The sequence below is a fragment of the Streptomyces sp. RLA131 genome (assembly GCF_056270125.1).
In genome coordinates, this window is record NZ_JBWDOQ010000002.1 from 5,873,792 (window position 1) to 5,888,032 (window position 14,241).

The window sequence follows — 14,241 nt, forward strand, 5'->3', positions numbered from 1 at the left end:
TTGCTTTGCCAGGACTGTGCCGAGGCTGTGCCGGTCCTGTGCATTTAACTGTCTGCAGGCTGCCACTCTTTACCCGTACATGTCATCGAGATGACTGCGACTTGAGGGTTATCCCTCGACACCCTTTATCGGCTTTACCTGCTTTTACCTGCGCTGTCCGGCCGTCGGACGGCGCCCGGCGGACGGTCGCCGTGCCAGGAATTCCACAGCGCCGCGTAGGCACCGCCCGCCGCCACCAGCTCCTCGTGAGTGCCCAGTTCGGTGAGCCGGCCGCCCTCCATCACGGCCACCCGGTCCGCGTCGTGGGCGGTGTGCAGCCGGTGCGCGATGGCGATCACCGTACGTCCCTCCAGCACGGTGGCCAGCGCGCGTTCGGTGTGGCGGGCGGTACGGGGGTCCAGCAGAGCCGTCGCCTCGTCGAGGACGATCGTGTGCGGGTCGGCCAGGACGACACGGGCGAGGGCGAGTTGCTGCGCCTGCGAGCCGTCGAGGCGGGGCGCCGCGCCGAGGTCGGTGGCCCAGTCGGCGCCCACGGCGGTCAGCGCGGCCGCCAGCTGGTCGTCGCTCGCCGACGGCGCGGCGATGAGCAGGTTGTCCCGGAGCGAGCCGAGGAAGACATGATGCTCCTGGGTCACCAGGACGACGTGCCGCCGCAGTTGCTCGGCATCCAGTTCGGAGATGGGCACGCCGCCGACCGTCACGGACCCCGACAGCGGCGCGTCGATGCCGGCCAGCAGCCTGCTGAGGGTGGACTTCCCCGCGCCGGACGGCCCGACGACGGCCAGCCGTTCGCCGGGCCGGATCGTCAGGTCGATGCCGTGCAGGACCTCGGCCCCGCCGTCGTACGCGTACCGGGCGCCCGTGATGTCGATCCGGTCCCCGTCCGGCACCGGGACCGCCGCCGGAGCGGACCGCGGAGCGGTGGCGAGGCCCTCGACGCGGGCGAAGGACGCGCCGCTGCTCTGCAGTTGCTCGATCCACATCAGGGCCTGGTCCAGCGGTTCGGCGACCTGCCGCAGATACAGCGCGGCGGCGGCCACCGAGCCCAGGGACGTGATCCCGTGGGCGTGCAGTACGGCGCCGGCCAGCAGCACGCCGACCACGGGCACCAGGTACGAGATCTCCACGGCGGGGAAGAACACCGTGCGCAGGGCGAGCGTCGCGAACCGCGTCCGCCGGCTCTCCTCGATCGTCCGCCCGCTCACCGCCAGCCGCCGTTCCTGGAGGCCGAACGCCTCGACCGTCCGCGCTCCGGAAGCCGTGGCCGCGAGGATCTCGGCGACCTCCGAATTGGTCGCGCCCTCCGCCAGATACGCGTCCCGGGCCCGCCGCAGATACCAGCGCAGCGCGTACCGGATGCCGATGAGGCCGAGCAGCCCGCACCCGCCCAGCACCGGGTCGATCACGAAGACCGCGCCGAAGAGGAACAGGCACTGGACCACCGCGATGAACATCTGCGGGCCGACGTCGCGCAGGGTGGCCGCGAGCGACGCGATATCGCCGGTGCCCCGGGCCGTCAGATCGCCGCTTCCGGCCCGCTCCACCACCGAGGCCGGCAGGGCCAGCGCCCGGTCGACGAACTGCTCGCGCAGCCGGGCCAGCGCACGTTCGCCGAAGCGGTGCCCGGCGTAGCCCGCCCAGCGCGACAGCAGCAGCTGGACGAGGGCGAAGACCACGATGACCAGCGCCAGCCGGTCCACCGCGCGGACGCCGGAGCCCGCCCGGACCTCGTCGATGATGCGGCCGAGCAGCCAGGGCCCGGCCAGCCCGGACGCGGCGGCGGCCGCGTTGAGGGCGAGGACGGCGGCGAAGGCGCGGCCGTCGGCACGGACCAGGCCGAGCACGGCACGGCGGACCTCGGCCGGTCCGGCGACGGGGAGCTGGGCGGTCATCGGACGGTCTCCTCCTCCTCGGCTGCGAATTCGGTGCCGATTTTGACGGTGCCGATTTTGGCGGTGCCGATTTTCTCGGTGTCGGTGTCGGTGTCGGTGTCGGTGTCGAAGTCCGCGTCCCGGGCGACGAGCGCCCGGTATCCCGGCTCGGCGTACAGCAGTTCGCGGTGCGTACCCACCGCGGCGGCCCGGCCCTCCACCAGGTAGTACACGGCGTCCGCCTGCTCAAGCAGCAGCGGCGAGGTGCCGGTGACCAGCGTCGTACGGCCGCCGCGGAACGTACGCAGCCGGGCCGCGACGGCTGCCTCGGTGTGCGCGTCCAGGGCGGAGGTGGGCTCGGCCGCGAGCAGCACCTCCGGGTCGGCCAGCAGCGCCCGGGCCAGGCGTACCCGCTGCCGCTGGCCGCCGGACAGGTTGCGGCCCTGCGCGTCGACGGGGGAGTCCAGCCCGTCCGGCAGGCCCTGGACGATGTCGTCGGCCACGGCGGCGTGCAGGGCCCGCGCGACGGCGGAGTCGGTGTGCTCCCGGGCGCCGCAGACCATGTCGCGCAGGGTGCCCGCGAACAGATCGGCCTCGTTGTCCGCGACCAGGACGCGGGCCCGCACCCGGGCCACCGGCACGTCGTCCAGCCGCACCCCGCCCCAAGTCGCGTCCGACCCCGAGAACCGGCCCAGCCGGTCCACGACGGCGGCCGCGTCGGCGGGCCGGTCGCTGACCAGGGCGGTGAACCGGCCCGGGGCCGCCGTCACCCCGGACCGCGGGTCGTGCAGCGCGGACGGCCCGGCGGGCGCCTCCCGGGTGCCGGTGTCGGCGGCGGGCTCCAGCGCCAGGAAACGTACGACCCGGCGGGCCGCCACCAGGCTGCGGCTGATCTGGTAGGCGCCCTCGACGAAGAACGCCACCGGGGCCACCAGCACCGCGACATACCCGTACACCGACACCAGCTCGCCCACGCTGATGCTGCCCTGTGCGGCCAGCCGCGCGGCCAGCCACGTCACGACGGCCAGGAACAGCGTCGGCAGCCCGCTGCCCAGCGCCTGCACCCAGCTGGTCACCGCGCCGACCCGGTACCCCTGCTCCCGCAGCCCGCTCGACGCACTCCGGAAGCGGTCCGCGTACAGCTCCTTGCCGCCCAGCCCGTTGAGCACGCGCAGGCCCTCCGCCAGGTCGCCGATCCGGGCCGTCAGCCCGCTCTGCCGTTCGCGGTAGGCACCCTCGGCGCTCTGCAGCCGCCCCAGCAGCGGGCCGAGCAGGAGCGCCATCACCGGCATGCCCAGCAGGACGACGGCGGCCAGCGGCCCGGAAATGGACATCAGCACACCGGCCACCACCAGGTACGCGACGACCGAGCCGACGCCCGGCCCGGCGATGGTCAGGGAGTTGGAGATGGTCTGCACATCGCTGACGCCGACCGTCACCACCTCCCCGGCCTGCACCTGACGTGGCAGAGCCGCCCCCAGCCGCACCGCCTGCCGGATCACCACCTTGACGACCCGGAACCGGGCGTCCATCCGCAGCCGTGTCATCGTCCGGTGCCGCATGATGCTCACCCAGGCGTTGAACACCCCCGTGACCAGCAGCGCCGACGTCCAGCCGATCACGGCCGTCATGTTCCCCGGCGCCAGGCCGTCGTCGATCGCCCGGGACATGAAGTACGGCGGCGCGGTCAGCACCACCATCCACACCGTGCCGTACACCGCCCCGCCCACCGCCCGGTGCGGCTGGCTGGTGAGCAGCCACCACAGGAAGCGTCCCGGCCCCCGGCCCGGCGGCGGCGTGCCGGGGTCGGCGTAGGCGTCGATCGGGCGCATGGGTTTCCGCGTCATACGAGGCTGTCCCGCCAGGCCTGGTGCAGCCCGGCGAACCGCCCGTCCCGTGCCACGAGATCATCCGGTGTGCCGTCCTCGACGACCCGTCCGGCGTCCATCACCAGCACCCGGTCGGCGATCTCGACGGTGGAGAGCCGGTGCGCGATGATCACCGCGGTACGTCCGGCCAGCACGGTACGCATCGCCCGCTGCACCGCCCGTTCACCGGGCACGTCCAGGGACGAGGTCGCCTCGTCGAGGATGAGCACGGCCGGATCGGCCAGCAGCGCCCGCGCGAAGGCCACCAACTGCCGCTGCCCGGCCGAGATCCGGCCGCCGCGCTTGCGTACGTCGGTGTCGTAGCCGTCGGGCAGGGCGGCGACGAAGTCGTGGGCGCCGATGGCCTTCGCGGCGCTCTCGATCTCGGCGCGGGTCGCGTCGGGCCGGCCGATCGCGATGTTCTCGGCGACGGTGCCGGAGAACAGGAACGCCTCCTGCGTCACCATCACCGTGCCGCGCCGTAGTTCGGGCAGCGCCAGCTCGCGCAGGTCGACACCGTCGAGCAGCACCCTGCCGTCGGTGGGGTCGTAGAACCGGGCCAGCAGCTTGGCCAGCGTCGACTTCCCCGCCCCGGTCGCCCCGACCACGGCCACCGTCTGGCCGGCCGGCAGCCGCAGGTCCAGGCGCGGCAGCACCTCGCCGCCGGTCCGGTAGGCGAAGCGCACCCCCTCGAACACCACCTCACGGCCGGGCATCCCCTCCCGGCGCGCCGGGAGTTCGCGGGGCGTCACCGGCTCCGGCACCGACGGCGTCTGTGCCAGCAGTCCCGCGATCTTGTCCAGCGAGGCCGCCGCCGACTGGTAGGAGTTCAGGAACATCCCGAGCGGGTCGATGGGCGCGTACAGCCTGCGCAGATACAGCACGAAGGCCGCCAGGACACCCAGCGCCAGGGTGCCCTCCGCCACCCGGTAGGCACCCCACAGCACGACCAGCGCCACCGAGGTGTTGGCCAGCAGCCACGAGGACATGGCGAACCGGCCCATCTCCAGGATCGCGTCCCCGTTCGCCCGGCGGTGCGTGGCGTTGAGCGCGCCGAACGCCTCGTCGTTGGCCTTCTCACGGCGGAACGCCTGCACCGGCCGGATGCCGTTCATCGTCTCGGTGAACTGCACGATCACGGCGGCGATCGCCGCCGACCGCCTCGCGTACACCTGGTGCGACCGCCGCCGGAAGGCACGCACGGTCAGCACCAGCGGCACCGCCGTCACCAGCGCGAACAGCCCCAGACCCCAGTCGAGGTACAGCAGCACGAGGGAGATGTAGACCACCGAGAGGCCGACGTTGAGCAGCTCCTGCAGCCCGTCGGTGAGCAGCTCCCTGATCGACTCCACGTCGGAGGTGGCCCGCGCGATGATCCGGCCCGAGGTGTAGCGCTCGTGGAAGTCCAGGCCCAGGGACTGCGCGTGCCGGAAGATCCGGCCCCGCAGGTCCAGCAGGATGTCCTGGCTGATCCGGGCGGCCGCCCGGACGAACACACGCTGAAGCACCGCGCCCAGCACGGCACAGCCGAGGTAGGCCACGGCCACGGCGATCAGCGGCCCGTTGTCGTCGTGCCGCAGCGCCGGGATCGCGTGGTCGATGGCGTACGCCACGATCAGCGGGCCCGCCTGCACACAGGCCTGCTGCACCACCAGCAGGACCGCGGCCACCCAGATCCGGGGCCGGTGCGGGGCCATCAGGCCCCGCAGCAGGCGGCGCGAAGCGCCGTCCGGCGTGGGCAGTTCGGCCTCCGCCGCCGGGGGCGGTTCCGCCGAGGCGGGCGGCTCCGCCGCCTGCTCAGCGGGTTGTTCGGTGATCGAGGTCATCGGCCGGGGCTCCTCTCGTTGCACGAGGCTGGGGGTAGGTCGGCCGCCCGAGGCGAGCGAAGCGGGGTGGGGGTCATGCCGCGCCTGCTGTCCGGCCGGACATCAGGTGGCGGTACCGCGCGCTGCGGCCCAGCAGTTCGTGGTGGGTGCCGACGGCGGCGATCCGGCCGTCGTCGAGCAGGGCGACCCGGTCGGCCAGCATCACCGTCGAGGGCCGGTGGGCGACCACCAGGGCGGTGGTGGTGGCGAGCACCTTGCGCAGGGCGGCCTCCGCCAGGGCCTCGGTGTGCACGTCGAGCGCGGAGAGCGGATCGTCGAGCACCAGGAAGCGGGGGCGGCCCACCACGGCCCGGGCCAGGGCGAGCCGCTGGCGCTGCCCGCCGGACAGGCTCAGCCCCTGCTCGCCGACCTGGGTGTCCACCCCCTGCGGCAGGTTCCGGACGAATCCGCACTGGGCGATGTCGAGCGCCCGCGTCAGTTCCGCCTCGCCGGCGCCGGGCGCGCCCATCAGGACGTTGTCCCGCACGCTCGCCGAGAACAGCGTGGGCTCCTCGAACGCCGTGGACACCAGCGCGCGCAGCGCGGCCCGGGTCAGCCGCGTGGTGTCCACCCCGTCCAGCGTCAGGCGGCCCCCGGTCGCCTCGTACAGCCGGGGGATCAGCGCGGTCAGCGAGGTCTTGCCGGAGCCCGTCGCCCCGACCAGGGCCAGCGTCTCGCCGGTACGGATGTGCAGGCTGACGCCGGTCAGCAGATCCGGGGTGCCCTCCGGCGCGTCCGGGTACCGGAAACGTACGTCCTCGAACCTGATGCCGTCCGCGGTCCCCGCGGGCACTTCCGCCGGCCCGTGCCCGTGCCCCTGTTCGTGCCCGTGCTCGTGCTCCTGCGGGAGCGGGGTGTCGAGGACCTCGTAGACCCGGTCGGCGGAGGTCGCCGCCTCGTTGCTGATCGACAGCAGCCAGCCCAGGGACTCCACCGGCCAGCGCAGCGCCAGCGCCGTCGTCAGGAACGCCACCAGCGTGCCGGTCGACAGCCGCCCGTCGGCGACCTGCACCGAGCCGACCACCAGGGCCGCGCCCAGTGCCACGTCGGGCAGCCCGACGATGAGCATCCACAGGTCCGACAGCAGCCGCCCCTTCAGCAGTTCGGTGCCGCGCAGCGCCCGCGACTGCTCGCGGAAGGCCACCGCCTGGCTGCGGTGCCGGCCGAACGCCTTGATGATGCGGATACCGAGCACCGACTCCTCGACCAGCGTCGTCAGGTCGCCGATCTGGTCCTGCGCGCGGCGCGCCGCCAGCGAGTACCGCGACTCGAAGTACGAGCACAGCACCACCAGCGGCACGGCCGGGGCCAGCAGCATCAGCCCCAGTGACCAGCGCTGGGAGAGCAGGATCCCGAAGCCCACCACGATGGTGGTGGAGTTGACCACCAGGAACACCAGCGGGAAGGCCAGGAACATCCGGCAGATCTGCAGGTCGTTGGTCCCGCGTGACAGCAGCTGGCCCGACCCCCACCGGTCGTGGAAGGCCACCGGCAGCCGTTGCAGATGCCGGAACAGATCGCCCCGCATCCTCGCCTCCAGGGCGGCCAGCGGCCGGGCGATCAGCCACCGCCGCAGCCCGAACAGCGCCGCCTCCAGCAGCCCCAGCGCCAGCACCACCCCGCCGCCGAGCCACACCCCCGACGGGTCGTGGTCCGCCACCGGCCCGTCCACGATCCACTTCAGCACCAGCGGGATCAGCAGCGCCAGGCAGGACGCCACCACCGCCACTCCCGCCGACCCGAAGAGTCTCGCCCTGATGGGCCGTACGTAGGGCCACAGCCGCACCAGCGAACGCACGGCTGACCGGGAACGAGGGGACGCGGACTCGGTTTGGTCGGTTGGCTCGGGCATTTAACCGAGACTACGGGTGACCACTGACAATGCTCACCTGGATTTCCGGCCGTCCGGTGGTGCGCGGGCGCAGGCCGGGCTCAGGCCGGGCTCAGGCCGAGCGGATCTGGTGGACCTGTACCGACCGCGCGCCGACCGTCACCGTCCCGCCCGCCGCGTACCGGGTCCCGGGGGCCGTGGACTGGTCCTCCAGGGCGGTGTCGAGGACGAGTTCGTACTCCTCGGCCCAGGGGAGTCCGGGCAGGGTGAAGTCCGTGGGGAGATGGCCGGCGTGCAGGACGACGAGGAAGCTCTCGTCGATGATCTCGCGGCCCAGGGCGTCGCGCTGGGGGATGTCGAAGCCGGAGAGGTACATGCCGAGGGTCGCGGAGGGGGAGTGCCAGTCGGCGTCGGTCATCTCCTCGCCGGCGGCGGTGAACCAGGCCAGGTCGCGCAGCCCGCCGTCGGACCGGGCGCGGCCGGAGAAGAAGGCGCGGCGGCGCAGTACGGGGTGGTCGCGGCGCAGGGCGATGAGCCGGGCGACGAGGTCGTGCAGGGAGCGCCACCGCGGCTGGTCGAGCAGTGACCAGTCGATCCAGCTGATCTCGTTGTCCTGGCAGTAGGCGTTGTTGTTGCCGCCCTGGGTGCGGCCCATCTCGTCACCGGCGACGAGCATGGGGACGCCGGTGGAGAGCAGCAGGGTGGACAGCAGGTTCCGGAGCTGGCGGCGGCGCAGCCCGTTGACGTCCCGGTCGTCGGTCTCGCCTTCCGCGCCGCAGTTCCAGGCGCGGTTGTCGTTGGTGCCGTCGCGGTTGTCCTCGCCGTTGGCGGCGTTGTGCTTGTGCTCGTAGCTGACCAGGTCGCGGAGGGTGAATCCGTCGTGCGCGGTGATGAAGTTGACCGAGGCGTAGGGGCGCCGGCCGCCCCAGGCGTAGAGGTCGCTGGAGCCGGAGAGGCGGTAGCCGAGGTCGCGTACGTCATGCCGGGCGCCGCGCCAGAAGTCGCGGACGGTGTCGCGGTAGCGGTCGTTCCACTCGGTCCACAGGGGCGGGAAGGCGCCGACCTGATAGCCGCCGGAGCCCACGTCCCAGGGCTCGGCGATCAGCTTGACGCGGCGCAGGACCGGGTCCTGGGCGATGACGGCGAGAAAGGGGGAGAGCATGTCGACGTCGTGCATGGAGCGGGCGAGGGCGGCGGCCAGGTCGAAGCGGAAGCCGTCGACGCCCATCTCGGTGACCCAGTAGCGCAGCGAGTCGGTGATCAGGCGCAGGACGTGCGGCTGGACGACGTGGAGGGTGTTGCCGCAGCCGGTGTAGTCGGCGTACCGCCTCGCGTCGTCGGCCAGGCGGTAGTAGCCGCGGTTGTCGACGCCGCGCAGCGAGAGGGTGGGGCCGAACTCGCTCCCCTCGGCGGTGTGGTTGTAGACGACGTCGAGGATGACCTCTATGCCGGCCGCGTGCAGGGCGCGGACCATGCCGCGGAACTCGTTGACCTGCTGGCCGCGGGTGCCGGAGGCGGAGTACGCGGCATGCGGCGCGAAGTAGCCGACCGAGTTGTAGCCCCAGTAGTTGCGCAGGCCCCGGCGGAGCAGGTGGTCCTCGTGGGCGAACTGGTGGACCGGCAGCAGCTCGACGGCGGTGACGCCGAGGTTCACCAGGTGCTCGACGGAGGCCGGGTGGGCGAGACCGGCGTACGTGCCGCGCAGCCGCTCCGGAATGCCGGGGTGGCGCATGGTGAAGCCGCGGACGTGCAGCTCGTAGATGACGGAGTCGGCCCAGGGGGTCTTGGGGCGGCGGTCGTGCGTCCACTCGTCGGGCCAGCCCACCCCGTCCGCGACCACGACGCCCTTGGGGACGTACGGTGCCGAGTCGCGGTTGTCCCGGACGGTGTCGGCGATGTCGTGCTCGGGCCAGTCCCGTACGTGCCCGTAGACCTCGGGCGGCAGGGTGAAGTCGCCGTCGACGGCCCGGGCGTACGGGTCCAGGAGCAGCTTGGCGGGGTTCCAGCGGGCGCCGGTCCACGGGTCCCAGCGGCCGTCGACCCGGTAGCCGTAGCGGGTGCCGGGCAGGACGCCGGGGACGAAGCCGTGCCAGATCTCGTGGGTCAGCTCGGTCAGTTCGAGCCGCTCCTCGCGTCCCGCCTGGTCGAACAGGCACAGCTCGACGGCCTCGGCGCCGCCGGCCCACAGGGAGAAGTTGGTGCCGGGGCGGCCGTCGGGGCCGGGGTGGAACCGGGCGCCGAGCGGCTGCGGGCTGCCGGGCCACACGGGGCGCTCGGGTACCGGGCCGGGTACCGGGCCGGGTACCGGGCCGGCGGCGCGGCCCGTGTCCGTGCCCGGGTCGGCCGTCGGGCCCGTGCCCGGGTCGGCCGCGGGGCCGGGAGCCGTGCGGGGCTCCGGCACCGGTGGCTGCGGCGGGGCGGTGATGGGTCCGGCCCGGTGGCCGTTGGGCCGCGGGGCGGCCTCGACCTCCTTGTGCTCGCGCGTCCCTGACACGTGCCCTCCTGCGGCTCCGCCGGCAGCCGGTCCGCGACGTCCCTGTCGCGGGCGGTGCCGTCCTCCACCTCTACCCACCTTTACTTCCCGTTCAGACGTCAGTAGTCACCCGTGTGCCGTCCTGTGCGTGCGGCACGTTTCCCCCGGCCCCGTACGGTCGTTGAGCGGAGTGTGACGAAAGCGGTGAGGCGCGCGCTGCGCGCGTGCGCGGGTGCGGGGCTGGCCCTGGTGGTGGCCGGCTGTGGTTTCGGCGGCGGCGAGGGTGGTGCGACGGACGAGGAGAGCCCCCCGGCGGTGTCCGCGGCGCGGATCCTGATCACGCCGCAGGACGGCGCGAAAGGGGTGCGCCCGGACGCGCCGTTCGGCGTGGAGGTGGACGACGGGACGCTGACCTCGGTACGGGTGGCGGACGCGGACGGCCGGCAGGTCGGTGGCCGGATCTCGGCCGGCGGGCAGCTCTGGCGGCCCTTCCCGGCCGGCCGGCGCCTCGCGCTGTCGGCGAAGTACACCGTGGACGCCGAGGCGGTGGACGAGTCGGGCCGGCGGGCCGCCAAACACGCGGTGTTCACCACGCTGGTGCCGCGCAACACCCTGGTCGGCTACTTCACGCCCGAGGACGGCTCCACGGTCGGCACCGGCATGATCGTGTCCCTGACCTTCAACCGTCCGGTGACCGACCGCGCGGCCGTCGAGCGCGCGATCTCGGTCGGCTCCCGGCCGGCGGTCGTCGTCGCCCCGCACTGGTTCGGCAACTCCCGCCTGGACTTCCGTCCCGAGCACTACTGGGCGCCGGGCACCCGGGTCACGCTGCGGCTGCGGCTGCGGGACGTGGAGGGGGCGCCCGGGGTGTACGGGACGCAGTCCAAGGACGTCGGCTTCACCGTCGGCCGGGACCAGAGCGACCTGGTCGACGCGGACGCGCACACCATGACCGTACGCCGTGGCGGCCAGGTGCTGCGGACCCTGCCCATCTCGGCGGGCAGCCCGTCCAACCCCACCTACAACGGGAAGATGGTCATCTCCGAGAAGCTGAAACTGACCCGGATGAACGGCGACACCGTCGGCTTCGGCGGCGAGTACGACATCCCCGACGTCCCGCACGCCATGCGGCTCACCCGTTCCGGGACGTTCGTGCACGGCAGTTACTGGGCGGGGCGGTCGGTCTTCGGCCGGGAGAACACCAGCCACGGCTGCGTGGGGCTGTTCGACGTGAAGGGCGGCCAGGACGACACCCCCGCCGGGTGGCTGTTCCAGCACTCCCTGGTCGGCGACGTGGTGGAGGTCGTCAACTCCCATGACCGGCAGGTCGCTCCGGACAACGGGCTGGGCGGCTGGAATCTGTCCTGGCGGGAGTGGATCACGCACTGATCGGAATGGGACGGAACGGTGACACGGCCGCCGTCCGTACTCTCAGCTTCATGTGGTTATCTGACCCCAGCGTTGGCCTGGTATGGGGAGACAACAATTGAAGCCGATACGTACGGCGCCGGGAACCAGACGGACCACTCTGGCACTGCTCATCGGAACGATGATGCTGGTGGCCACGGCGTGCGGGGGCAGCGACAGCGGCAGCGGCAGTGACGGAGACAGCGGGGGCAACGGGGGCAAGGCATCGGCCCAGGGGGGCGCGTCGGCCACGCCCAGCCCGAAGGCACAGGTCACCGTCGTGCCGAAGAACGGCGCCGACGGGGTGAAGACCTCCGGTGTGCTGAAGGTCAGCGCCGACAAGGGCACGCTCACCTCGGTGGTGGTCAAGGACAGCAAGGGCAACAAGGTCGACGGCGAGATAGCCGACGGCGGTGCCGGCTGGGAGCCCAGCGGCACCCTGGCCGCAGGCACCAAGTACTCCGTCGCGGCGACCGCCAAGGACGGGGCCGGCCGTACGACGACCAAGCACTCGTCCTTCACCACGGTGACGCCGAAGGGCACCTTCGTCGGCTACTACACGCCGGAGAACGGCCAGACCGTGGGCACCGGCATGGAGGTCTCGCTCAACTTCAACCGGGCGATCACCGACAAGAAGGCCATCGAGAAGGCCGTCAAGGTCACCGCCAGCACCGGAGTCGAGGTCGTCGGCCACTGGTACGGCAACCAGCGCATCGACTTCCGCCCCGAGAAGTACTGGGCGGCCGGCACCAAGGTCACCCTCAGCCTGCGTCTCAACGGTGTCGAGGGCGCGTCCGGCATCTACGGCACCCAGTCCAAGGACGTGAAGTTCACGGTCGGCCGCAGCCAGGTCAGCATCGTGGACGCCTCGACCCACATGATGAAGGTGTACCGCTCCGGGAAGCTCCTCAAGACCATCCCGATCACCAGCGGCGCCCCCGGCAAGACCACCTACAACGGCAAGATGGTCATCACCGAGAAGTTCAAGACCAAGCGGATGAACGGTGACACCGTCGGCTTCGAGGGCGAGTACGACATCCCCGACGTGCCGCACGCCATGCGGCTGACCACCTCCGGCACCTTCATCCACGGCAACTACTGGGCCGCCGGTGTCTTCGGCAACTCCAACGTCAGCCACGGCTGCGTCGGCCTGCGCGACGTGAAGGGCGCGGGCGACTCCAGCACCCCGGCGGCCTGGTTCTACGCCAACTCGATCATCGGCGACGTCGTCCAGGTCAAGCACAGCAACGACAAGACGGTGCAGTGGTACAACGGCCTCAACGGCTGGAACATGGACTGGTCCGACTGGACCAAGAGTTCCTGACGTGGTGGTTCCCGTGACCCGCGTCGCAGCGTAAACGCCCGTTCACGACTACCCTCGTCGGCCATGACAGTGAACCTTGAGGTCGACGAGGGCGTCGGCACGATCCGCCTGGACCGTCCGCCGATGAATGCCCTGGACATCGCCACCCAGGACGGGCTCCGCGCGGCCGCGGAGGAGGCCGGCCGCCGCGACGACGTACGCGCCGTCATCGTCTGGGGCGGCGAGAAGGTGTTCGCGGCCGGCGCGGACATCAAGGAAATGCAGGACATGGACTACGAGGCCATGGCGGTGCGCGGCAAGGCCCTGCAGGACTCGTTCACGGCCGTCGCCCGCATCCCCAAGCCCGTGGTGGCCGCCGTCACCGGCTACGCCCTCGGCGGCGGCTGTGAGCTGGCGCTCTGCGCCGACATCCGGATCGCCGCCGAGAACGCCAAGCTGGGCCAGCCCGAGATCCTGCTCGGCCTCATCCCCGGCGCGGGCGGTACGCAGCGTCTCGCCCGCCTCGTCGGGCCCTCCCGGGCCAAGGACCTGATCTTCACCGGCCGTCAGGTGCGGGCCGACGAGGCCCTGGCCATCGGCCTGGTGGACAAGATGGTCCCCGCCGGGCAGGTCTACGCCGAGGCCCGCGCCTGGGCCGAGCGCCTGGCCCGCGGCCCCGCGGTCGCCCTGCGGGCGGCAAAGGAGGCGGTGGACGCCGGCCTGGAGACCGACCTGGAGACCGGCCTCGCCATCGAACGCGGCCTGTTCGCAGGCCTGTTCGCGACACAGGACCGTACGACCGGCATGCGCAGCTTCGTCGAGGAAGGTCCGGGCAAGGCCAAGTTCCGCTGACGCTGCGGGCGTTCCGTCCTCAATCGCCGCGCCGGAGCGTGGCGTACGGCGGCCTTAAGTCAGCCTTAAACGGGACTTAAGGCCGCCCGCGCCACGCACCACCTCCGCGATCAACTCGCACCGCATCGCCCCAGTTCACCCGGGTTGTCCAGGGCTCATCAGTGCCCTGGGCATATGCCGCGGGAGATACTCGGAGGCAAAGGTTCCGTTGGGTGAATTCCGCCGATCCGCCCCGAACCACCGCCCGTACGGCCATCATGAAGGCATGGCGGGGCAGGGAGCATCGGAGCGATCACAGCGGGTGACATTACCCGCTGCGGAATGGGCGCCCACGGCGACGGACGCGATGGACGGCGTCGCCTCGGCAAACCTTGATCTGGTAGGTGACCCCTCGGTCGAAGAGGTACGTCTCACCTCCCGGCCCGAGTCCGCGGGCACCGCCCGCCGGCTCGCCCTGACCGTCCTGCGGTCCTGGGCCCTGCCCCAGCTCGACGACGTGGTCGAACTCCTCGTCTCCGAGCTCGTCGGCAACGCCGTACGCCACACCGGCGCCCGCACCTTCGGGCTTCGCATGCTGCGCCGCCGCGGCTGGGTCCGCGTCGAGGTCCGCGACCCCTCCCGCGCGCTGCCCTGCCTCATGCCGGTCCGCGAGCTCGACGCCGGCGGGCGCGGCCTCTTCCTCGTCGACAAGCTGTCCGACCGCTGGGGTGTCAACCTCCAGCCCTGCGGCAAGACCACCTGGTTCGAACTGCGCGTCGCCGACCGCTGAAA

The 14,241-nt window shown here is 72.2% G+C and carries 9 protein-coding genes; 4 read left to right on the plus strand and 5 right to left on the minus strand.

Annotation, left to right across the window (positions count from 1 at the left end; all coding sequences use genetic code 11):
• Positions 1–134 precede the first annotated feature (134 nt).
• The 5 genes from RWE79_RS27635 to glgX form a co-directional block, all read right to left on the minus strand.
• Complete coding sequence (locus tag RWE79_RS27635; RefSeq protein ID WP_475942778.1) at positions 135–1,892, minus strand: ABC transporter ATP-binding protein; 1,758 nt, start codon at positions 1,890–1,892, stop codon at positions 135–137.
• The gene (locus RWE79_RS27640; protein ID WP_475942779.1) at positions 1,889–3,718 is read right to left on the minus strand and encodes an ABC transporter ATP-binding protein; all 1,830 of its coding nucleotides are present in this window, start codon (positions 3,716–3,718) and stop codon (positions 1,889–1,891) included. Before RWE79_RS27640 ends, RWE79_RS27635 begins: the two co-directional genes overlap by 4 nt.
• On the minus strand, positions 3,715–5,565 hold the full coding sequence (locus RWE79_RS27645) for an ABC transporter ATP-binding protein (RefSeq protein WP_475942780.1): 1,851 nt from the start codon (positions 5,563–5,565) through the stop codon (positions 3,715–3,717). Before RWE79_RS27645 ends, RWE79_RS27640 begins: the two co-directional genes overlap by 4 nt.
• Before the next feature lie 73 nt (positions 5,566–5,638).
• On the minus strand, positions 5,639–7,456 hold the full coding sequence (locus RWE79_RS27650; RefSeq protein WP_475942781.1) for an ABC transporter ATP-binding protein: 1,818 nt from the start codon (positions 7,454–7,456) through the stop codon (positions 5,639–5,641).
• A 91-nt stretch (positions 7,457–7,547) separates the two neighbouring features.
• Entirely contained in the window at positions 7,548–9,836 is a 2,289-nt protein-coding gene (gene glgX, locus RWE79_RS27655; RefSeq protein ID WP_475946138.1) for a glycogen debranching protein GlgX, read from the minus strand.
• Positions 9,837–10,100: 264 nt separating this feature from the next.
• Here glgX and RWE79_RS27660 point away from each other — a divergent pair, with 264 nt between their 5' ends.
• From RWE79_RS27660 to RWE79_RS27675, 4 genes are all read left to right on the plus strand, one after another.
• Positions 10,101–11,297 (plus strand): L,D-transpeptidase, encoded by a 1,197-nt coding sequence (locus RWE79_RS27660; RefSeq protein ID WP_475942782.1) that lies wholly within the window; start codon positions 10,101–10,103, stop codon positions 11,295–11,297.
• A gap of 160 nt (positions 11,298–11,457) precedes the next feature.
• Positions 11,458–12,639, plus strand: coding sequence for a L,D-transpeptidase (locus RWE79_RS27665; protein WP_475946140.1), 1,182 nt, complete (start codon positions 11,458–11,460; stop codon positions 12,637–12,639).
• A 63-nt stretch (positions 12,640–12,702) separates the two neighbouring features.
• Positions 12,703–13,470, plus strand: a complete 768-nt coding sequence (locus tag RWE79_RS27670; protein ID WP_475942783.1) for an enoyl-CoA hydratase/isomerase family protein — start codon at positions 12,703–12,705, stop codon at positions 13,468–13,470.
• A 265-nt stretch (positions 13,471–13,735) separates the two neighbouring features.
• Positions 13,736–14,239, plus strand: coding sequence for an ATP-binding protein (locus RWE79_RS27675; protein ID WP_475942784.1), 504 nt, complete (start codon positions 13,736–13,738; stop codon positions 14,237–14,239).
• Positions 14,240–14,241: the final 2 nt, after the last annotated feature.